The following is a 19,967-nucleotide window of genomic DNA, read 5'->3' on the forward strand; positions in this document are numbered from 1 at the left end:
CTCTGAGCGTTTGTAAGCCGTAGCCACTGATGACGGAACAATAAAATACAACGTATGAAAAAACGTATCCCCACCCTCCTGGCCACAATGATTGGCACCGCCCTGTACAGCCAACAGGGACTGGCGGCCGATCTCGCCTCGCAGTGTATGCTTGGCGTCCCAAGTTATAATCGTCCACTGGTAAAGGGCGATACGAATAGCTTGCCGGTAACCATTACTGCCGATAGCTCTAAAGGCACATATCCTGACAATGCGACATTTACTGGCAATGTGGATATTAACCAGGGCAACAGCCGTCTGCAGGCAGATGAAGTGCAATTACACCAGAAGCAGCCGGAAGGTGCGGCCGAGCCGGTACGAACGGTGGATGCGCTGGGTAATGTGCACTATGACGACAATCAGGTCATCCTGAAAGGTCCGAAAGCCTGGTCAAACCTGAATACCAAAGACACTAACGTCTGGGAAGGTGATTACCAGATGGTAGGTCGCCAGGGGCGCGGTGATGCAGACCTGATGAAACAGCGCGGCGAAAACCGCTATACGATTCTCGAAAACGGCTCCTTCACGTCCTGTCTGCCCGGGTCTAATACCTGGAGCGTGGTCGGAAGTGAAGTCATCCATGACCGTGAAGAGCAGGTTGCCGAGATCTGGAACGCCCGCTTCAAGCTCGGTCCGGTACCCGTTTTCTACAGCCCTTACCTGCAGCTTCCTGTGGGTGACAAACGCCGCTCAGGTTTCCTGATCCCGAATGCCAAATACAGCACCACGAACTACTTTGAGTTCTATCTGCCGTATTACTGGAATATCGCGCCCAACATGGACGCCACGATCACGCCGCACTATATCCATAAGCGCGGCAACGTTATGTGGGAAAACGAGTTCCGCTACCTGACGCAGGCGGGTACTGGCCTGATGGAACTGGATTATCTGCCGTCGGATAAAGTCTTCCAGGATGAGCATCCAACAGAAGGTGATAAACACCGCTGGTTGTTCTACTGGAAACATGCCGGGGTAATGGACCAGGTCTGGCGGTTTAACGTCGACTACACCAAAGTCAGCGACCCTTACTATTTCAACGACTTTGACTCCAAATACGGGTCCAGTACCGATGGCTACGCCACGCAGAAATTCAGCGTGGGGTACGCTATTCAGAACTTCGACGCTACGGTCTCTACCAAGCAGTTCCAGGTCTTTAGCAGCCAGAACACAAGTACTTACGGTGCAGAACCGCAGTTGGACGTTAACTGGTACCAGAACGATGTTGGTCCGTTTGACACCCGCGTGTACGCCCAGGCCGTGCACTTCGTTAACACCAACTCGGATATGCCGGAATCCACGCGTGTTCACCTCGAGCCAACCATCAATTTGCCGGTGTCAAATGACTGGTCGAGCCTGAATACCGAGGCCAAACTGATGGCCACCCATTACCAGCAGAAGAATCTCGACTGGTATAACAACCGTTACGGCACCGATCTCGAAGAATCCGTGAACCGCGTCCTGCCGCAGTTCAAAATGGACGGCAAACTGATCTTCGAACGCGATATGGGTCTTCTGGCGGAGGGTTATACCCAGACGCTTGAGCCACGTATGCAGTATCTGTACGTCCCGTATCGCGATCAGAGCAACATTCAGAACTATGACTCCTCATTCCTGCAGTCTGACTACAGCGGTCTGTTCCGCGACCGTACCTACGGTGGCCTCGACCGTATTGCGTCAGCAAACCAGTTAACGACCGGCGTCACAACGCGCGTTTATGATGATGCCGCCGTTGAACGTTTTAACGTTTCTGTTGGTCAAATCTACTATTTCACCGAGTCCCGGACCGGTGATGACGACATTAACTGGGAGAAAGACAACAAAACGGGTTCTCTGGTGTGGGCGGGTGATACTTACTGGCGTATGACCGATCGCTGGGGTTTACGCGGGGGTGTGCAGTACGATACGCGTCTCAACAACGTTGCGACAAGCAGTGCGGCGATTGAATATCGTCGTGATGAAGACCGTATGCTGCAGTTGACCTATCGTTACGCCAGCCCGGAATATATTCAGGCCACGTTGCCAAACTATGCGAATACGGATCAGTACAAAGACGGCATCTCGCAGGTGGGTGGCGCAGCGAGCTGGCCAATCGCCGATCGCTGGTCAATCGTCGGTGCTTACTACTTTGACACCAACACCAGTAAACCTGCTGACCAGATGGTTGGTCTGCAATATAACTCCTGCTGCTACGCGCTGCGTGTCGGTTACGAACGTAAGCTTAACGGCTGGGATACCAAGAATGAACAGGGCAAATACGATAACGTGATTGGCTTTAATGTCGAACTGCGCGGCCTGAGCTCCAACTACGGCCTGGGCACGCAGCAGATGCTGCGCTCGAACATTCTGCCGTACCGCAGTTCCTTGTAATGTGCTTAATTTGCAACGTAATCCGCTTTGCGGTTAATTGAAATGGAAAAAGTATGAAGAACTGGAAAACGCTGCTGCTCGGTGTCGCTATGGTTGCGAATACCAGCTTCGCGGCCCCCCAGGTTGTTGATAAGGTCGCCGCTGTAGTTAACAACGGCGTCGTGCTCGAAAGCGACGTTGACGGTTTGATGAAATCTGTGAAGCTCAATTCGGGTGAAGCAGGTCAGCAACTTCCGGATGACGCTACCCTGCGCCATCAGATCCTGGAACGTCTGATCATGGATCAGATTGTCCTGCAAATGGGTCAGAAAATGGGTGTGAAGGTCACTGACGAGCAGCTCGATCAGGCCATTGCAAACATCGCGAAGCAGAACAACATGAGCCTGGACCAGATGCGCAGCCGTCTGGCCTATGATGGCATCAGCTATGCAACGTACCGTAATCAGATCCGTAAAGAGATGCTGATTTCGGAAGTGCGTAACAATGAAGTCCGTCGCCGCGTCACGATCCTGCCTCAGGAAGTGGACGCGCTGGCAAAACAGGTGGGTAACCAGAACGACGCCAGCACCGAACTAAACCTGAGCCACATTCTGATCCCGCTGCCAGAGAACCCAACCTCCGACCAGGCTGCGGAAGCTGAAAGCCAGGCGCGTTCGATTGTCGAGCAGGCACGTAACGGCGGTGACTTTGGCAAACTGGCCATCACCTACTCCGCTGACCAACAGGCGCTGAAAGGCGGCCAGATGGGCTGGGGACGTATCCAGGAGCTGCCTTCCATCTTTGCCCAGGCGCTGAGCACGGCGAAGAAAGGTGACATCGTGGGTCCCATCCGTTCAGGCGTGGGCTTCCATATCCTGAAAGTGAACGATCTGCGCGGTCAGAGTCAGAACATTTCGGTTACCGAAGTTCACGCTCGCCATATTCTCCTCAAGCCGTCACCTATCATGACTGACGATCAGGCGCGCGTGAAACTGCAACAGATTGCTGCAGACATCAAGAGCGGAAAAACCTCGTTTGCGAATGCCGCGAAAGAGTTCTCTCAGGATCCCGGCTCTGCTAATCAGGGCGGCGATCTGGGCTGGGCGGCCGCAGATATCTACGATCCTGCGTTCCGTGACGCACTGATGAAGCTGAACAAAGGCCAGATGAGCGTCCCGGTGCACTCCTCCTTCGGCTGGCATCTGATCGAACTGTTGGATACCCGCAATGTTGATAAAACGGACGCGGCGCAGAAAGACAGAGCCTACCGCATGCTGTTTAACCGTAAGTTCTCTGAAGAAGCAGCAACCTGGATGCAGGAACAACGCGCCAGCGCTTATGTGAAAGTACTGAGCAACTAATGAAACAGCATCGTGTTGTGATCACTCCCGGCGAACCTGCCGGGATTGGGCCTGACCTCGTTGTCCAGCTCGCCCAGCGCAGCTGGCCGGTGGAACTGGTTGTCTGCGCGGATGCAACACTGTTACAAGACCGGGCAACGCTGCTCGGTCTGCCTTTAACGCTCATCCCCTACGTTGAAGGCCAGCAGCCTGCACCACAGCAAGCCGGCACGCTTACGCTTCTTCCTGTTCCACTTCGTACTCCCGTCATCCCGGGTCAGCTCAGTACCGAAAACGGCCACTATGTTGTAGAGACGCTGGCGCGTGCCTGCGACGGTTGCCTGAAGGGCGAATTTGCCGCCCTGATCACCGGTCCCGTGCACAAAGGCGTTATCAACGAGGCGGGGATACCGTTTACCGGGCACACGGAGTTCTTTGAAGAGCGCTCGCACAGCCCGAAAGTGGTCATGATGCTGGCGACAGAAGCAATGCGCGTTGCCCTCGTGACGACCCATTTGCCCATCAGGGCCATTCCGGATGCCATTACTCCGTCTCTTTTACGGGAGATCATCGGGATCCTGCATCACGACCTGCAAACCAAATTCGGCATCAAACAGCCGCATGTGCTGGTCTGCGGGCTGAACCCGCACGCCGGTGAAGGCGGACATATGGGTACCGAAGAGATCGACACCATTATTCCGGTGCTTGAAGAGATGCGGGCAAAAGGGATGAACTTAAGCGGGCCGTTGCCTGCCGATACCCTTTTCCAGCCAAAATACCTGGATAATGCGGACGCCGTGCTCGCGATGTACCACGATCAAGGCCTGCCCGTGCTAAAATACCAGGGCTTTGGCCGCGGGGTGAATATCACCCTCGGTTTACCTTTTATTCGAACGTCCGTTGACCACGGTACTGCGCTGGATCTGGCAGGCCAGGGGAAAGCGGATGTCGGCAGTTTTATTACGGCGCTTAATCTCGCCATCAAAATGATTGTTAATACTCAATGACTAATCGAGTCCATCAGGGCCACTTAGCCCGAAAACGCTTCGGGCAAAACTTCCTCAACGATCAGTTCGTGATCGACAGTATCGTGTCTGCCATTAATCCGCAGAAAGGTCAGGCTATGGTCGAAATCGGCCCGGGTCTTGCCGCTCTGACTGAACCCGTAGGCGAACGCCTGGACGAACTGACCGTTATCGAACTCGATCGCGATCTCGCCGCACGCCTGCAAACTCACCCGTTCCTGGGGCCAAAGCTGACGATTTATCAGCAGGATGCCATGACCATGAACTTTGGTGAGCTATCGGAAAAAATGGGCCAACCGCTGCGCGTGTTCGGTAACCTGCCGTACAACATCTCCACACCGCTAATGTTCCACCTGTTTAGCTATACTGATGCCATTGCCGACATGCACTTCATGTTGCAAAAAGAGGTGGTTAACCGTCTGGTTGCAGGGCCGAACAGTAAAGCGTATGGTCGTTTGAGCGTGATGGCACAATATTTCTGCAACGTGATCCCGGTGCTCGAAGTACCGCCAACCGCCTTTACGCCACCACCAAAAGTGGACTCTGCGGTAGTGCGTCTTGTACCGCATAAAATAATGCCGTACCCGGTGAAAGACCTGCGGGTGCTGAGCCGCATTACTACGGAAGCCTTTAACCAGCGCCGTAAAACGATCCGTAACAGCCTGGGCAATCTGTTTACCGTTGAAGTGCTGACTGAGTTGGGTATTGACCCGGCAATGCGTGCAGAAAATATTTCCGTAGAACAGTACTGTAAGCTGGCTAATTACATCAGCGAAAATGCGCCGCCGAAGGAGAGTTAAGCCATGATTGATTCGCCCCGCGTATGTGTCCATGTACAAAGCGTTTATGTTGAATCCCAGTCCTCACCGGATGAAGAACGTTTTGTCTTCGCTTACACCGTGACCATTCGCAATCTGGGGCGGATGCCTGTGCAACTGCTTGGGCGCTACTGGCTTATCACCAACGGCAACGGCCGCGAAATCGAAGTTCAGGGTGAAGGTGTGGTTGGTGAACAGCCCCACATCGACCCTGGCGAAGAGTATCAGTATACCAGCGGCGCCGTGATCGAAACGCCGCTGGGCACCATGCAGGGCCATTACGAAATGGTCGACGTCGATGGCAATGTGTTCCGCGTTGCTATTCCTGTGTTCCGTCTCGCCGTTACAACACTCATTCATTAATCTAATGTCTACATATCTGATTGGCGACGTTCACGGTTGCTACGATGAACTGATCGCATTGTTAAAACAGGTCGACTTTACGCCTGGACAAGATACGCTCTGGCTGACGGGCGATTTAGTGGCGCGTGGCCCTGGCTCGCTGGACGTTCTACGCTTCGTCAAATCACTGGGCGACAGCGTGCGCATGGTACTGGGCAACCACGATCTGCATTTGCTGGCCGTCTTTGCCGGGATCAGTCGCAACAAACCCAAAGATCGTCTCTCGCCTTTGCTGGATGCCCCGGACGCGGATGTTCTCATCAACTGGCTACGCCGCCAGCCGCTGCTGCAGATCGATGAAGAGAAAAAACTGGTCATGGCGCATGCCGGGATCACCCCTCAGTGGGATCTTGAGACGGCGAAAACCTGTGCGCGTGACGTTGAAGCGGTGCTGGCAAGCGACTCGTATCCTTTCTTCCTCGACGCGATGTACGGCGATATGCCGAATCACTGGAGCGAAGATCTTAGCGGTCTGGCCCGCCTGCGCTTTATTACGAACGCTTTCACCCGCATGCGTTTTTGCTTCCCGAACGGGCAGCTGGATATGTATTGCAAAGAGACACCGGAAAGCGCACCTGCGCCTCTTAAACCGTGGTTTGCCATTCCCGGTCCGGTGACCAACGCCTATAACGTGGTGTTTGGCCACTGGGCGTCGCTTGAAGGAAAAGGCACACCGGAGGGGATCTACGGTCTCGATACCGGCTGCTGCTGGGGTGGAGAGTTAACCTGCTTGCGCTGGGAAGATAAAACGTACTTTGTTCAGCCATCCAACCGACAGCTGGACTTAGGGGAAGACGAGGCCGTTGCCTCCTGATGAGGATTTCCCTCCCCCGGACGGGAGAGGGACATTCACTTAGCGACGTTCCAGAATTTCGAAGCAGTAGCTGTGGGAGTTCTGCGCATCCGCGTCGTGGAATTCACTGAAGACAGATTCCCACTCATCAGGATCGTAGTCCGGGAAATGCGTATCCCCTTCCACTTCCGCATCAATATGGGTCAGATACAGCTTCTGTGCTTTCGGCAGGAACTGTTCGTACACACGCCCACCGCCAATCACCATGATCTCCTCGGCATTACCGCATGCGGCAATGGCCTCGTCTACGGACTTCACCCATTCGACGCGATCGTCAGTGCCAGGCTGGCTACTGATAACGATATTTTTACGGCCCGGTAATGGACGACCAATCGACTCCCAGGTCAGGCGGCCCATCACTACCGGCTTGTTTAACGTAGTACGTTTAAACCATGCGAGATCGGCAGGCAGGTTCCACGGCATGGCATTTTCCATACCGATAACACGGTCCACCGCCAGCGCTGCAATCAGACTGATCATTGAAAATTTCCCGGATGCAAAAAATTGCCGCCACTATACGGAAAGCTTAATCTTTCGTCGACTGGCGGCTGAGTAAAGATAGAGAAATTTTTTAATATTGCTGGCAACTCCACTTCACGCGGAAGGTTTACTCTCCGGTTCGTCCGCCGGATCGCCAGTATGCTTGCCCTCTTCCGTGCCCTGCCAGCCGTGACGCTGGATAAGCGACAGGTGATTGCGGTCCTCGTTAATGATTTCCGTCAGCATCGCGCTGGTGCGTTTAAACACCGCTGCACGCTCGGTGGCTGTGCTGCCCGCCATCGCCACCATCTCTTCCACCATCTCGGTGTTAAAGCGGCGGAACAGGTCCGCACGTTCACGTGCTTCATAGGCACCTAGCCCCAGATTTTCCAGCGCGATCCGGCCAGACTTGAGCGCACCTTCGAACGTTTCACGCTCTGGCGCCTCCACCCCTGCCTGACGCAGCCGGATGTAGTGATCCACATCGCGGGCGCGAGAGATAATGGTCAGCTCGGGGAAGTGTTCCTTGACCAACTCCACCATCTGCATGCTGGTCTCCGGATCGTCGATCGCGTTAATCAACACTTCCGCTTTCGCCGCCCCGGCGGATTCCAGCAGATCGACACGGGTCGCATCCCCGTAAAACACTTTCATGTCGAATTTCCGCAGGGTCTCAACATGGTCGGGATCGTGGTCGAGGATCACCATTTTGACCCCGCTCGACAACAGCAAACGGCCCACGATCTGCCCGAAGCGACCAAACCCGGCGATGATCACCCGCGGCTGCTCCTCGTCGATCTCGTCGGCTTCGCGTTCTTGCTCGCTCCCCGTTTTTTCCAGACGCGCCAGCACCACCAGCAGAACAGGCGTTGCGGCCATCGACAGTGCGACGGCAAGCGTCAGCGCTTTCGCCCACTCAGCATCCAGTACGTTGGCCATCTGCGCCGCGCCAAAGACCACGAATGCAAACTCACTCCCCTGCCCCAGCAGTACGGCAAACCAACGACGCTGCTTGTTGGGCACCGTTAATGGACGCGCTATCAGCCACAACATGCCCATCTTAATGACCAGGAAACCGACCAGCAGGATGAGGATCCGCAGCGGATGCGTTACCAACGTGCCAAAGTCGATAGACATCCCCACGCCGATGAAAAACAGCCCCAGCAATAATCCCTTAAACGGCTCGATATCACTTTCCAGCGCATGGCGATATTCAGAGCTGGCCAGCAGCACCCCGGCCAGGAACGCCCCCATAGCCATCGATAGGCCGGCTTCCTCGAGCAGCAAACCAAAGCCAAACACCAGGAACAGCGCAACGGCACTGAAAACTTCACGCAGGCCGGAGCGAGCGACAAAGCGCAGCAACGGACGGGTCACGTAGCGGCCAAGCAGAATAACCAGCGCCAGGGCACCAACCACTTTCAGCGCGGAAAGCGCAAAAGCCCCCATGGTCGTTGAGGCACCGCTTGCGGCCAGCAGCGGGATCATCGCCACCAGCGGGATGGCGGCAATATCCTGGAACAGCAGCACCGAAAACGCGCTGCGCCCCATCTGAGAGACCGTCAGGTTGCGCTCGTTCATTGCCTGCATGGCAATGGCCGTAGAGGAGAGTGCCAGCGTCAGGCCGATGAGTGTCGCGACTTTCCAGTCCATGCCCAGCAGGATACAGAACCCGCCCAGCAGCAGACCACAGGCCACCATCTGCAAGGCTCCCCCACCAAATACCGAAGCACGCAGTTTCCATAACCGCCGGGGATCCAGCTCCAGGCCAATTACAAACAGCATCAGCACGACGCCGATCTCAGCGAAATGGAGAATCGCCTCGGCATCGGTCACCAGACGGAAGCCCCACGGTCCAATGACACAGCCGGCAATGAGGTAACCCAGCACTGAACCCAGCCCCAGACGTACCGCCACGGGCACAATCAGCGCAGCCGCGCCGAGGTAAATCAGCGCCTGTATCAGCGTATGGCTATCCATTGTTCGCCTCCTGCCACTCAAGTAACCGTTGTTTATAATGGCGTGCCTGCGCCTGCAACGTCTCATCATCGCAAACGAACGTACAGTGCATCGCAAAAGGAGGGAGCCAGTTCAGCCCACAATAGAGTGCCGTCGCCTGCAGCGGCTGTGACAGCACCTCAAAGCCCGGGAAAGCACCAATATCGAAGTGGCTTTCTCCCCCGCCGGTGGTCACGGCCCACATCAGGCTTTTACCTTTAAGCGCGTGACCGTTGTGGCCATACGCCCAGCCGTGGGAAAAGACTTTATCGATCCACAGTTTGAGGAGCGGAGGGGTGCTGTACCATTGCATCGGATGCTGCCAGATAATTAAATCGGCACGAGAGAGCGCCTCCTGTTCGGCGGCGATATCGATATTAAAATCGGGATAAAGTTGATAGAGGGAACGTATCTCTACGTTATCAAGCGTCCTTACCTGCTCAAGCATCCGTTTATTTGCATGCGAGTGATGCGGATACGGATGTGCGTAAATTATCAGAATCATTAATTAGCCTGTTGTTTTACTGCCTTCTTTTACCAAAAGAGTGTAGTCAGTAATTCAACAGGCTAATAGTGAATATTATTGACGGGCTAACGTCAGAAATCTGAACTAGTTATCCAGTTCGCCCATGGATTTCACCTGGTCACGGTTGATCTGTTCAGTTTGACCCGTTTCGGCGTTTTTATAGGAAACCAGACCGGTGTCATCATCGACCTGCGGCTTACCGTCAGTCACTATCGTACGGCCATCCGTGGTTTTTACTGCCTGATTAGATGAACAGCCCGCAACGGTAAACATGGCGGTGGCAGCCAGAACGGACGCGATCAGTAGTTTATTTTGCATGGTGTTTTCCCCTGCTCTCAGTTGAATTTCGTTATCGACCTAACCATTTTAGGCTAACTGACTGAATGCGGTTGGAAAACCAGAAGGTTCTGAAGGTGGGAATAATACCCGGCAGCGAATACTGCCGGGTATGTTGGCTTACTTGTTAATCTGGGCGTGCATTTCCTGAACGGAAATCACCTTCTCGGTGGCATCAGCGTTCAGTGCCATCGCGGTGGCGAAACCACCGTTCAGGGTGGTGTCGTAATGCACTTTGTACTGCAGCGCGCTGCGGCGAATCAGCTTGGAGTCTTCAATCGCCTGACGACCTGCGGTGGTGTTAATGATGTAGGTGTATTCGCCATTCTTGATGCGATCCTGAATGTGCGGACGACCTTCATGCACCTTGTTCACCAGACGCGGATTAATGCCCGCTTCACCCAGCACAATGGCCGTGCCGTGGGTTGCATCCAGCTCGAAGCCCTGTTTCAGCAGCTTAGCCGCCAGGTCAACCACGCGCTCTTTATCGCCTTCGCGAACAGAGAGCAGCGCACGGCCAGATTTTTTCATGGTGGAGTTACTGCCTAACTGCGCCTTCGCAAACGCTTCTGCGAAGGTGCGGCCCACGCCCATCACTTCCCCGGTAGAACGCATTTCTGGCCCTAACAGCGGGTCGACGCCCGGGAATTTGTTGAACGGCAGTACCACTTCTTTCACCGAGTAGTACGGTGGGATAATTTCTTTCGTCACGCCCTGCTGTGCCAGCGTCTGGCCCGCCATCACGCGCGCCGCCACTTTCGCCAGCGGAACACCGGTAGCTTTGGAGACGAACGGTACGGTACGTGCTGCGCGCGGGTTCACTTCAATCAGGTAGACTTCGTTGTCTTTAACAGCGAACTGGACGTTCATCAGACCGCGAACCTGCAGTTCGAAGGCCAGCTTCTGCACCTGCTGGCGCATCACGTCCTGAATTTCCTGGCTCAGGGTGTACGCTGGCAGGGAACATGCGGAGTCACCGGAGTGAACGCCTGCCTGTTCGATGTGCTCCATGATACCGCCAATCAGCACCATTTCGCCGTCACAGATGGCATCCACATCCACTTCAACGGCATCGTCGAGGAAACGGTCGAGCAGAACCGGCGCATCGTTGGACACGCTCACTGCCGTCTGGAAGTAGCGACGCAGGTCAGCTTCGTCGTAGACGATTTCCATCGCGCGGCCGCCCAGCACGTACGAAGGACGTACCACCAGCGGGTAGCCAATCTCTTTCGCCTTCTCAACAGCCATCTCGATAGCGGTGACGGTGGCATTGGCTGGCTGTTTCAGCTTCAGACGGTCAACCGCCTGCTGGAAACGCTCACGGTCTTCTGCACGGTCGATTGCATCCGGGCTGGTACCGATTACCGGCACACCAGCGGCTTCCAGCGCGCGCGCCAGTTTCAGTGGGGTCTGGCCACCGTATTGCACGATTACGCCTTTAGGCTTCTCGATACGCACGATTTCCAGCACATCTTCCAGCGTTACCGGCTCAAAGTAGAGGCGGTCGGAGGTATCGTAGTCGGTCGACACGGTTTCCGGGTTACAGTTGACCATGATGGTCTCGTAACCGTCTTCGCGCAGTGCCAGGGAGGCATGAACGCAGCAGTAGTCAAACTCGATGCCCTGGCCGATACGGTTAGGACCGCCGCCCAGCACCATAATCTTGTCGCGGTCGACGGACGGGTTCGCTTCACACTCATCTTCATACGTGGAGTACATGTAAGCGGTGTCGGTCGCAAACTCCGCTGCACAGGTATCCACGCGTTTGTAGACCGGGTGCAGGTCATACTGGTCACGCAGCTTGCGGATTTCCGCTTCACGTACGCCCGCCAGTTTGGCCAGACGCGCATCGGCGAAGCCTTTACGCTTCAGTACGCGCAGGAAGTCAGCGTCCAGGCCATTGATGCCCAGGTCCGCGACTCTTTCTTCCAGACGTACCAGCTCTTCAATCTGCACCAGGAACCAGCGGTCGATGTTGGTCAGGTTGAACACGCCATCAACAGAGAGGCCCGCACGGAACGCATCGGCGATGTACCAGATACGCTCTGCGCCTGCGTCCTTCAGCTCGCGGCGAATTTTGGTCAGCGCTTCAGGGTCTTCCAGGCTCACTTTCGGGTCAAAACCCGTGGCCCCCACTTCCAGGCCGCGCAGCGCTTTCTGCAGGGATTCCTGCTGAGTACGCCCAATCGCCATCACTTCGCCAACAGATTTCATCTGTGTGGTCAGACGGTCGTTTGCGCCGGCGAACTTCTCGAAGTTAAAGCGAGGGATCTTGGTCACAACGTAGTCGATGGACGGCTCGAAGGACGCTGGAGTGCGGCCACCGGTGATGTCATTCATCAGCTCATCGAGGGTATATCCCACCGCCAGTTTCGCGGCCACTTTCGCAATCGGGAAGCCGGTGGCTTTCGAGGCCAGCGCGGAGGAGCGAGAAACACGCGGGTTCATTTCGATAACAATCAGGCGACCGTTTTTCGGGTTCACGGCAAACTGAACGTTAGAGCCACCCGTTTCTACGCCGATTTCACGCAGTACCGCCATCGAGGCGTTACGCATGATTTGATACTCTTTGTCGGTCAGCGTCTGGGCTGGCGCTACGGTGATGGAGTCGCCGGTGTGGATACCCATCGCATCGAAGTTTTCGATGGAGCAGACGATGATGCAGTTGTCGTTTTTATCACGCACCACTTCCATCTCGTACTCTTTCCAGCCAATCAGCGATTCATCAATCAGCAGCTCTTTGGTGGGGGAGAGATCCAGACCGCGTTCACAAATCTCTTCGAACTCTTCGCGGTTGTAGGCGATACCGCCGCCGGTGCCACCCATGGTGAAGGATGGACGGATGATGCACGGATAACCAACGTCAGCCGCCACAGCCAGCGCTTCTTCCATGGTATGTGCAATACCGGAACGCGCGGTGTCGAGGCCGATTTTCTTCATCGCCACGTCGAAGCGACGGCGGTCTTCAGCTTTATCAATGGCATCGGCTGTCGCACCAATCATGGTCACGCCGAACTCTTCCAGCACGCCCTGACGTTCCAGCTCCAGCGCACAGTTCAGCGCCGTCTGGCCGCCCATGGTAGGCAGAACCGCGTCCGGACGCTCTTTTTCGATGATTTTGCGTACCACTTCCCAGTGAATCGGCTCGATGTAGGTTGCATCTGCCATTTCCGGGTCGGTCATGATGGTGGCCGGGTTAGAGTTCACCAGGATAACGCGGTAACCCTCTTCGCGCAGGGCTTTACACGCCTGGGCACCGGAGTAGTCGAATTCGCAGGCCTGGCCGATCACAATCGGGCCAGCGCCAAGGATCAGGATGCTTTTTATGTCTGTACGTTTTGGCATGGTCTTCTCGGCTCCTGATTATTTAGCGGTCTTACGGTATTGCTCAATAAGTTCGATGAAGTGATCGAACAGCGGCGCGGCATCGTGCGGGCCCGGGCTGGCTTCAGGGTGGCCCTGGAAGCTGAACGCTGGCTTATCGGTACGATGAATCCCCTGCAGGGTGCCATCGAAAAGAGACTTGTGGGTCACGCGCAGGTTAGCAGGCATTGACGCCTCATCCACTGCGAAGCCGTGGTTCTGTGCCGTAATCATTACCGTGTTGTTATCAATATCTTTCACCGGGTGGTTCCCACCGTGGTGACCGAACTTCATCTTCACTGTGTTAGCACCGCTCGCCAGCGCCAGCAGCTGATGACCCAGACAGATGCCGAATACCGGGATATCGGTTTCCAGGAAGGATTTGATGGCGTCGATAGCGTAATCGCACGGTGCCGGGTCGCCAGGACCGTTGGACAGGAAGATACCGTCCGGATTCATCTTCAGTACCTCTTCAGCAGAGGTTTTCGCCGGGACGACCGTCAGGCGGCAGCCGCGGTCGACCAGCATACGCAGGATGTTGCGCTTGGCACCAAAATCGTACGCCACCACGTGGAATGGCAGGTCGCTCTCTTTTTTCGCTTCCGGCAGGTCTCCCGCCAGCGTCCAGCTTCCCTGCGTCCAGCTGTAGGCTTCTGCTGTGGTCACTTCTTTCGCCAGGTCCATGCCGTTCAGACCCGGGAAAGCTTTCGCTTTTTCCAGCGCCAGGGCTGCATCGAGGTTATCTCCTGCGATGATACAACCGTTTTGTGCACCCTTCTCGCGCAGCAGACGCGTCAGCTTACGGGTATCGATATCAGCAATCGCCACGATGTTATGGCGCTTCAGGTAGGAAGAGAGGTCCTCGGTATTGCGGTAGTTGCTGGCAATCAGCGGCAGGTCGCGAATGACCAGGCCTTGCGCATGTACCTGAGAGGATTCTTCGTCAGCAGCATTGGTGCCGACATTGCCGATATGAGGATAAGTAAGAGTAACGATTTGGCGAGAATAGGAAGGATCAGTGAGGATTTCTTGATAACCGGTCATTGAAGTATTGAAAACGACTTCCCCAACCGCCGAACCCGTTGCCCCTATGGCCCGACCGATAAACTGGGTTCCGTCTTCCAGAACCAATAGCGCTGACTTAATCAAAACACCCTCCAGAGAATATTCACTCACTTTATTTGCATATTAATTCATAACCGCGTCATGAATCAATGCAAATGTGTTGCCAGCGGATTTTTGGCAAACGGCGGCATTCTGGGGATTTGGTGGCTAAAAGTCAACTTAAAACGGAGATTTGTCATATTCTTTTGCGAGCCTGAGAGAGCCAGGAGAGCTTAAGCGGCAAAAAGATCAGGTAAATCACTGCGGAAAACGCTTGCGCGGCAAGTTTAATGGGAAAGGCCGCTTCGTGGCATCAAAAAGTGGACCAGACGGTCAAATTTACATTCAGATAACACAAAACACGAAGAAGAGATGAACTTTAGCGTGTAAATTCAGGAAATCATGATGAAAGACATAAAATAAAAGGGCAATAAAATATTGCCCTATGCAATCAAAGCATTACGACTGCAATAACCACATCACGATGGGTAATAACGGTTACAAATTGTTGAGATCAAGCACATCTCGCATATCAAAAAGACCCTCTTTCTTGTCTTTTAACCACAAGGCGGAGCGTACAGCGCCATTTGCAAACGTCATCCGGCTGGATGCCTTATGCGTAATCTCGACGCGTTCCCCAATATCGGCGAACATCGCCGTATGTTCGCCGACGATATCGCCCGCGCGGACGGTAGCAAAACCAATCGTGCCGGGAACACGTTCACCGGTGTGCCCTTCACGGGTGTAGACCGCGCAGTCTTTCAAATCTTTATCCAGTGCATGAGCAATCGCTTCCCCCATCGCCAGCGCCGTACCGGATGGCGCGTCGACTTTATAACGATGGTGCGCTTCAACAATCTCAATGTCGGTATAACTGCCCATGACCTTCGCTGCCTTCTCCAGCAGCTTCAGCATGACGTTCACCCCCACGCTAAAGTTTGCGGCGAAGACAATCGCAATCTCGTGTGAGGCATCCTGAATGGCCTGCTTCCCGGCATCATCAAAACCGGTGGTGCCGATCACCATTCCTTTACCGTGCTGACGGCAAAATGCCAGATGCGTGAGCGTGCCTTCCGGACGGGTAAAATCGATGAACACATCAAAGTCATCTTTTACCGCCTCCAGGCTGCTCTGCACGGTAACGCCTGTCTTACCCGCGCCCGCCAGCTCACCCGCGTCAGCGCCAAGCAACGATGAGCCGTCACGCTCCAGCGCCGCGCCCAGTGCCACGCCATCCATCTGTAGTGCCGCCTGAATCAGCTGGCGACCCATACGTCCACCCGCGCCCGCAATGGCGACACGGATCTGTGCATCATGCATAGTTATTCTCTTACGTTAAAATGATGTAAACCGTTTTCAGATTAACCAGCCTTTGCAGATGCTGCCAACTGAAAACGACGATAATTAGAATTTAATGATAAACAGGAAGAAATATCAGCAAAAGGCATAATCTTCAGCGAAAACCGCACGATTCGCGGACCACCAGCGCGGGCGGTAAAATAATGCGTTTCGCCGGCTCCCGGTTCCCCTGTATCCGGCTGAAAAGCAGTTCGCCGGCCTTACGTCCTATCTCCTTCGCGGCAACGGAGACGGTAGTCAGTGCAGGCTGTACCAGCCCGGCCTCGGTAATATCGTCAAAGCCCACCAGGGCAAAATGGCGTCCCGGCTCGCGTCCCATTTTGCGTAAACACTGCATAACGCCAAGGGCAACAATGTCCTGGTAACACACTGCAGCGGTAATCTGCGGATGGTTCATCAACAACGCTTCCGCCACGCGCGCGCCATCACTCTGGCTTGCCTGTGAGGTGACGATCCATTCGGGATTCGGCGTCACACCATACTCCAGTAATTTACTGGTAAATCCGCCGATACGCTGAGCGCGAGACCCCGAATTCAGGCTACCGCCGATAAAGGCAATCTGACGATGCCCCATCCTCAGAAGATGCTCTGTCGCCATTTGCGTGCCAAGGAAGTTATCGGTTCCCACAAAATCAAAGTCCGGATCGTTTAGCGGTCGCACGACCATAATTGCCGGAATATTGCGTCGCTTAAGACCATCGAAAAAGGCCTGCGGAGTTTCTCGCGCGGCACACAGCACCATGCCACAGACGTTGTTACGCATCAGCGAATCCACAAACTTTTGCTGTCGCTCGGACGACTCTTCGCTGTTTGCCAGAAACAGCAGAAGGTCGTGGCGTTCCATCTCATGGCTTAGACCTGCCGTCATTTCGCCATAAAAAGGGTTCGTGATGTCATGCAACAGGAGCCCCACCTGATTACTGCTGCGGTTTCGCAGGTTGGCTGCCGTCTGATTGTAAACATAGCCCGATTCATCCAGCGCCTGAAGTACGCGCTCCCGGGTCCGTTGCGAGATCCGCCCTTTATTACACAGCACCATTGATACGGTGGCGGTTGAAACCCCGGCGCGTTTTGCCACATCAGCCAGCGTGATACCCGTCATGATCGCTCCTTGTCGTTCACATCAGATTAATCGAATAACCTCAATTTTGCACTTTTGCGCGTGAGCCTCTTCACATAATGGCCGCCTTTTCGCCACTTATCGCCAGAACTGGCGGGTTAATCGCGTTAATCACCCTTCCCAAACAAGGTTAATCGAATAACCTTAAGCAACGAAGACGGAGAGAAAAGATGGCAACTTACGATAAATTCCCGGAAGTCGCAGTAGAGGGGTATGACGATTGTGCCTGGCAGGGCTGGGACGCGATTGTGCGCGAGCTTACCCACAGAGCGGGTCAATATACACGCACCGTGCTGGTCATTGACTGCTACCCCGGCGTCAGGCTGGAGGAACTGGAGACAAAACTACTGCCAGCATTGGGGGCTACGCTGACGCTCAATGCCGAACAGATGCGTCTCGACGAACACGCTTTAAGCCGGTTGCTGGCCCGACATCTCACTGACGACCGCGTCTTCGGCGTGCTCTCCTGCCACCAGCTCGACGAATTCATTGACCCGGTGAAACGCGAGGCGTTGCAGGCGCAGGTCGAACGGTGCCGCGAAGGGATAATCGTTATTTACGGGCCGGGTGCCGCGCTGGTTAATGCAGGCGATATTCTGGTCTACGCCGATTTACCGCGCTGGGAGATCCAGCAGCGCATGCGCAGCGGTGAACTGGCTAACTGGGGCGCGGCGAACCAACACGAGGATATTTTGCGTCGCTACAAACGCGCCTTTTTCATTGAATGGCGCGTATTCGATCGTCACAAAACCCCGCTGCTACGGCGTACTGATTATCTCCTGGATACCACCCAGGCGGATAATCCGGCGATGGTCGGCGGCGATGCGCTGCGCGCCGGGTTGCAACACACCACCCAACGTCCTTTTCGTGTAGTGCCCTTTTTCGACCCCGGCGTCTGGGGCGGACAATGGATGAAACAGAAATTCGATCTCGATCCCTCTGCGCCTAACTACGCATGGTGTTTTGACTGCGTGCCCGAGGAAAACAGCCTGTTGCTTCGTTACGGCGCGGTGCGGATCGAGATCCCCTCTCAGGATTTGGTGCTGCTGCACCCCCGGGCGCTGCTGGGTGAAAAAGTGCATGCCCGTTTTGGCGCGGAATTTCCCATCCGCTTTGACCTGCTTGATACCCTCGGCGGGCAGAACCTGAGTTTTCAGGTGCATCCGACCACGGAGTACATACAGCAGCATTTTGGTATGCATTACACCCAGGATGAGAGCTATTACATCCTTGAGGCAGAGCCAGGGGCTCAGGTGTATCTGGGGACCCGAACGGGTACCCGGCCCGAAGCGATGATGGACGACCTCAGACGGGCCAGCCGCGGTGAAAAGCCGTTCGACGACGCCCGCTTCGTCAATCATCTTGCGGCGAACAAGCACGATCATTTTTTGATCCCCGCCGGTACGGTTCACTGTTCTGGAGCAGGAACCGTGGTACTTGAGATCAGCGCCACGCCTTACATTTTTACCTTCAAGCTCTGGGACTGGGGACGGCTGGGAATGGATGGGCAGCCCCGCCCGGTTCATCTGGCGCATGGCGAAAAGGTGATCGACTGGCAACGCGATACGCAGTGGGTCGAACAGCATCTTGTGAATCAGTGTGAACCCCTCGGCGAAGGCACCGGCTGGCGCGAAGAACGAACCGGGCTTCACGAACGTGAATTTATCGAAACGCGTCGCCACTGGTTCAGTGAACCGGTGACGCACTCCTCCCACGGAGGCGTGAATGTCCTTAATCTTGTTGAAGGTGAAGAGGCGACGGTAGACAGCCCCGGCGGCGCATTCGCCCCGTTCGTCGTGCACTACGCAGAAACGTTTATCGTCCCCGCTGACGCAGGCGAATACCGTATTTCTCCGTCAGGGCCAAGCTGCGGTAAATCCATTGCCACCATTAAAGCCTGGGTAAGAGGTTAACCATGATTCACATTATTGTGGCGACACACGGCCCGCTGGCCACCGCCCTGCTGGAAAGCGGAAAAATGGTGTATGGCGATCTTCCTCATCGACAGGCGGTATGTCTGAACGCACAGGCTGGCATAGCGGGGTTTCGCCGTGATTTCGCTGCGGCATACCACCGCGCAGGTGCGGGCGCAGACGGCATCGTCGTCCTGTGCGATATGCAGAGCGGAACGCCGTGGAATGTGGCCTGTGAATACGCGTTTAATCCCCAGACGCATCCGCCGGTCGCCGTGGTGGCAGGAGTCAACTTCCCCATGCTCTTGCTCACCGACGACATTCTGATGGCCCGGGATGTCCATGCCGCCGCGGCGCAGCTCATCGAATTAACGCAGCCCACCCTGGTTCAGGCAAAACGGGTGGAATCCGCCCAGAACGACGATTTCTAAGGAGCTTATATGAGCATTTCGTTTGTACGTATTGACGACCGGGTGATTCACGGGCAGCTCGTCACGCGCTGGGCCAAAGAGCTGCCCTGTGATGGCATCGTGGCAATTGACGATGCCGTCGCGGCCGATCCGCTGCTCTCGTCGGTAATGAAAGGCGCGGTGTCAGATACCAGAGTGTGGCTGTTCGATACCCTGACCGCCATCGAAAAGCTGCCGAAAGTGATTGCCAGCGATAAGCGCTACTTCGTGATTGGCAAATCGCCTGTCACCCTGCAACGTCTTGAACAGGCAGGCATAAGCCTGAAGAGCGGCAATGGCAAAATTAACGTCGGGCCAATGAGTGCCCGCGCCAACACCATCACCATTGGCCCTAATCAGTCCGTAACGCCAGAGGAGGCAGCAGCCTTTGACTGGCTGACTGAACAGGGGCATGCCATCGAGTTTCGTCTGGTGCCCGATGCCAGTTTTTACAGCTGGCAGGACGCCCGGCAAAAACTGAAATAAGGAGCGCATG

General features: G+C 55.2%; 17 protein-coding genes. 9 read left to right on the forward strand and 8 right to left on the reverse strand.

Annotated elements, in window-relative coordinates; genetic code table 11:
• Positions 1-54 precede the first annotated feature (54 nt).
• Genes lptD through apaH form a run of 6 tightly spaced genes read left to right on the forward strand, consistent with a single transcriptional unit; the run spans position 55 to position 6,784 of the window.
• Entirely contained in the window at positions 55-2,406 is a 2,352-nt protein-coding gene (gene lptD, locus QLG09_RS05535; RefSeq protein ID WP_049023061.1) for an LPS assembly protein LptD, read from the forward strand.
• Between the two features lie 53 nt (positions 2,407-2,459).
• The gene (surA, locus tag QLG09_RS05540) at positions 2,460-3,746 is read left to right on the forward strand and encodes a peptidylprolyl isomerase SurA (RefSeq protein ID WP_282488766.1); all 1,287 of its coding nucleotides are present in this window, start codon (positions 2,460-2,462) and stop codon (positions 3,744-3,746) included.
• A complete protein-coding gene (gene pdxA, locus QLG09_RS05545; RefSeq protein WP_020882559.1) occupies positions 3,746-4,732 on the forward strand; it encodes a 4-hydroxythreonine-4-phosphate dehydrogenase PdxA in 987 nt (328 codons plus the stop codon). Before surA ends, pdxA begins: the two co-directional genes overlap by 1 nt.
• Positions 4,729-5,550: a 16S rRNA (adenine(1518)-N(6)/adenine(1519)-N(6))-dimethyltransferase RsmA gene (rsmA, locus tag QLG09_RS05550; RefSeq protein WP_014168595.1), complete on the forward strand. Its 822-nt coding sequence runs from the start codon at positions 4,729-4,731 to the stop codon at positions 5,548-5,550. The genes pdxA and rsmA overlap by 4 nt, the downstream gene beginning before the upstream one ends.
• A 3-nt stretch (positions 5,551-5,553) precedes the next feature.
• The gene (apaG, locus tag QLG09_RS05555; RefSeq protein ID WP_014168594.1) at positions 5,554-5,931 is read left to right on the forward strand and encodes a Co2+/Mg2+ efflux protein ApaG; all 378 of its coding nucleotides are present in this window, start codon (positions 5,554-5,556) and stop codon (positions 5,929-5,931) included.
• Positions 5,932-5,935: 4 nt separating this feature from the next.
• On the forward strand, positions 5,936-6,784 hold the full coding sequence (gene apaH / locus QLG09_RS05560) for a bis(5'-nucleosyl)-tetraphosphatase (symmetrical) ApaH (protein ID WP_014168593.1): 849 nt from the start codon (positions 5,936-5,938) through the stop codon (positions 6,782-6,784).
• Positions 6,785-6,823: 39 nt separating this feature from the next.
• On the opposite strand, the gene folA is transcribed toward apaH, so the two are convergent.
• The 8 genes from folA to QLG09_RS05600 form a co-directional block, all read right to left on the reverse strand.
• Positions 6,824-7,303, reverse strand: coding sequence for a type 3 dihydrofolate reductase (folA, locus tag QLG09_RS05565; protein WP_008502023.1), 480 nt, complete (start codon positions 7,301-7,303; stop codon positions 6,824-6,826).
• A 114-nt stretch (positions 7,304-7,417) separates the two neighbouring features.
• Positions 7,418-9,283 carry a glutathione-regulated potassium-efflux system protein KefC gene (kefC, locus tag QLG09_RS05570; RefSeq protein WP_049023059.1) on the reverse strand — a complete coding sequence of 622 codons (1,866 nt, stop codon included), beginning with the start codon at positions 9,281-9,283 and terminating at the stop codon, positions 7,418-7,420.
• Positions 9,276-9,806 carry a glutathione-regulated potassium-efflux system oxidoreductase KefF gene (gene kefF / locus QLG09_RS05575; protein ID WP_020882557.1) on the reverse strand — a complete coding sequence of 177 codons (531 nt, stop codon included), beginning with the start codon at positions 9,804-9,806 and terminating at the stop codon, positions 9,276-9,278. The genes kefC and kefF overlap by 8 nt, the downstream gene beginning before the upstream one ends.
• Positions 9,807-9,911: 105 nt before the next feature.
• The gene (locus QLG09_RS05580) at positions 9,912-10,145 is read right to left on the reverse strand and encodes a YgdI/YgdR family lipoprotein (RefSeq protein ID WP_010427047.1); all 234 of its coding nucleotides are present in this window, start codon (positions 10,143-10,145) and stop codon (positions 9,912-9,914) included.
• Between the two features lie 138 nt (positions 10,146-10,283).
• Positions 10,284-13,508, reverse strand: coding sequence for a carbamoyl-phosphate synthase large subunit (gene carB, locus QLG09_RS05585; RefSeq protein WP_014168589.1), 3,225 nt, complete (start codon positions 13,506-13,508; stop codon positions 10,284-10,286).
• Positions 13,509-13,526: 18 nt separating this feature from the next.
• Positions 13,527-14,675 carry a glutamine-hydrolyzing carbamoyl-phosphate synthase small subunit gene (carA, locus tag QLG09_RS05590; RefSeq protein WP_020882556.1) on the reverse strand — a complete coding sequence of 383 codons (1,149 nt, stop codon included), beginning with the start codon at positions 14,673-14,675 and terminating at the stop codon, positions 13,527-13,529.
• Between the two features lie 453 nt (positions 14,676-15,128).
• Positions 15,129-15,950: a 4-hydroxy-tetrahydrodipicolinate reductase gene (gene dapB / locus QLG09_RS05595; RefSeq protein ID WP_047743390.1), complete on the reverse strand. Its 822-nt coding sequence runs from the start codon at positions 15,948-15,950 to the stop codon at positions 15,129-15,131.
• Positions 15,951-16,083: 133 nt separating this feature from the next.
• On the reverse strand, positions 16,084-17,091 hold the full coding sequence (locus tag QLG09_RS05600) for a LacI family DNA-binding transcriptional regulator (protein ID WP_020882554.1): 1,008 nt from the start codon (positions 17,089-17,091) through the stop codon (positions 16,084-16,086).
• Between the two features lie 188 nt (positions 17,092-17,279).
• Here QLG09_RS05600 and QLG09_RS05605 point away from each other — a divergent pair, with 188 nt between their 5' ends.
• The 3 genes from QLG09_RS05605 to QLG09_RS05615 are packed head-to-tail and all read left to right on the forward strand — an operon-like array spanning position 17,280 to position 19,957.
• Positions 17,280-19,022: a class I mannose-6-phosphate isomerase gene (locus QLG09_RS05605; RefSeq protein WP_049023058.1), complete on the forward strand. Its 1,743-nt coding sequence runs from the start codon at positions 17,280-17,282 to the stop codon at positions 19,020-19,022.
• Positions 19,023-19,024: 2 nt separating this feature from the next.
• Positions 19,025-19,453: a PTS fructose transporter subunit IIA gene (locus tag QLG09_RS05610; RefSeq protein WP_025205457.1), complete on the forward strand. Its 429-nt coding sequence runs from the start codon at positions 19,025-19,027 to the stop codon at positions 19,451-19,453.
• A 9-nt stretch (positions 19,454-19,462) separates the two neighbouring features.
• The gene (locus QLG09_RS05615) at positions 19,463-19,957 is read left to right on the forward strand and encodes a PTS sugar transporter subunit IIB (RefSeq protein WP_047955032.1); all 495 of its coding nucleotides are present in this window, start codon (positions 19,463-19,465) and stop codon (positions 19,955-19,957) included.
• Positions 19,958-19,967 lie beyond the last annotated feature (10 nt).

The sequence above is a fragment of the Enterobacter sp. V89_11 genome (assembly GCF_029967775.1).
In the GTDB taxonomy this organism is placed as follows: domain Bacteria; phylum Pseudomonadota; class Gammaproteobacteria; order Enterobacterales; family Enterobacteriaceae; genus Enterobacter; species Enterobacter ludwigii.

Bases quoted from the DNA above. Each gene is read 5' to 3' on its own strand.
- lptD (WP_049023061.1), top strand. From the start codon at position 55: ATGAAAAAACGTATCCCCACCCTCCTGGCCACAATGATTGGCACCGCC.
- surA (WP_282488766.1), top strand. From the start codon at position 2,460: ATGAAGAACTGGAAAACGCTGCTGCTCGGTGTCGCTATGGTTGCGAAT.
- pdxA (WP_020882559.1), top strand. From the start codon at position 3,746: ATGAAACAGCATCGTGTTGTGATCACTCCCGGCGAACCTGCCGGGATT.
- rsmA (WP_014168595.1), top strand. From the start codon at position 4,729: ATGACTAATCGAGTCCATCAGGGCCACTTAGCCCGAAAACGCTTCGGG.
- apaG (WP_014168594.1), top strand. From the start codon at position 5,554: ATGATTGATTCGCCCCGCGTATGTGTCCATGTACAAAGCGTTTATGTT.
- apaH (WP_014168593.1), top strand. From the start codon at position 5,936: ATGTCTACATATCTGATTGGCGACGTTCACGGTTGCTACGATGAACTG.
- folA (WP_008502023.1), bottom strand. From the start codon at position 7,303: ATGATCAGTCTGATTGCAGCGCTGGCGGTGGACCGTGTTATCGGTATG.
- kefC (WP_049023059.1), bottom strand. From the start codon at position 9,283: ATGGATAGCCATACGCTGATACAGGCGCTGATTTACCTCGGCGCGGCT.
- kefF (WP_020882557.1), bottom strand. From the start codon at position 9,806: ATGATTCTGATAATTTACGCACATCCGTATCCGCATCACTCGCATGCA.
- QLG09_RS05580 (WP_010427047.1), bottom strand. From the start codon at position 10,145: ATGCAAAATAAACTACTGATCGCGTCCGTTCTGGCTGCCACCGCCATG.
- carB (WP_014168589.1), bottom strand. From the start codon at position 13,508: ATGCCAAAACGTACAGACATAAAAAGCATCCTGATCCTTGGCGCTGGC.
- dapB (WP_047743390.1), bottom strand. From the start codon at position 15,950: ATGCATGATGCACAGATCCGTGTCGCCATTGCGGGCGCGGGTGGACGT.
- QLG09_RS05600 (WP_020882554.1), bottom strand. From the start codon at position 17,091: ATGACGGGTATCACGCTGGCTGATGTGGCAAAACGCGCCGGGGTTTCA.
- QLG09_RS05605 (WP_049023058.1), top strand. From the start codon at position 17,280: ATGGCAACTTACGATAAATTCCCGGAAGTCGCAGTAGAGGGGTATGAC.
- QLG09_RS05610 (WP_025205457.1), top strand. From the start codon at position 19,025: ATGATTCACATTATTGTGGCGACACACGGCCCGCTGGCCACCGCCCTG.
- QLG09_RS05615 (WP_047955032.1), top strand. From the start codon at position 19,463: ATGAGCATTTCGTTTGTACGTATTGACGACCGGGTGATTCACGGGCAG.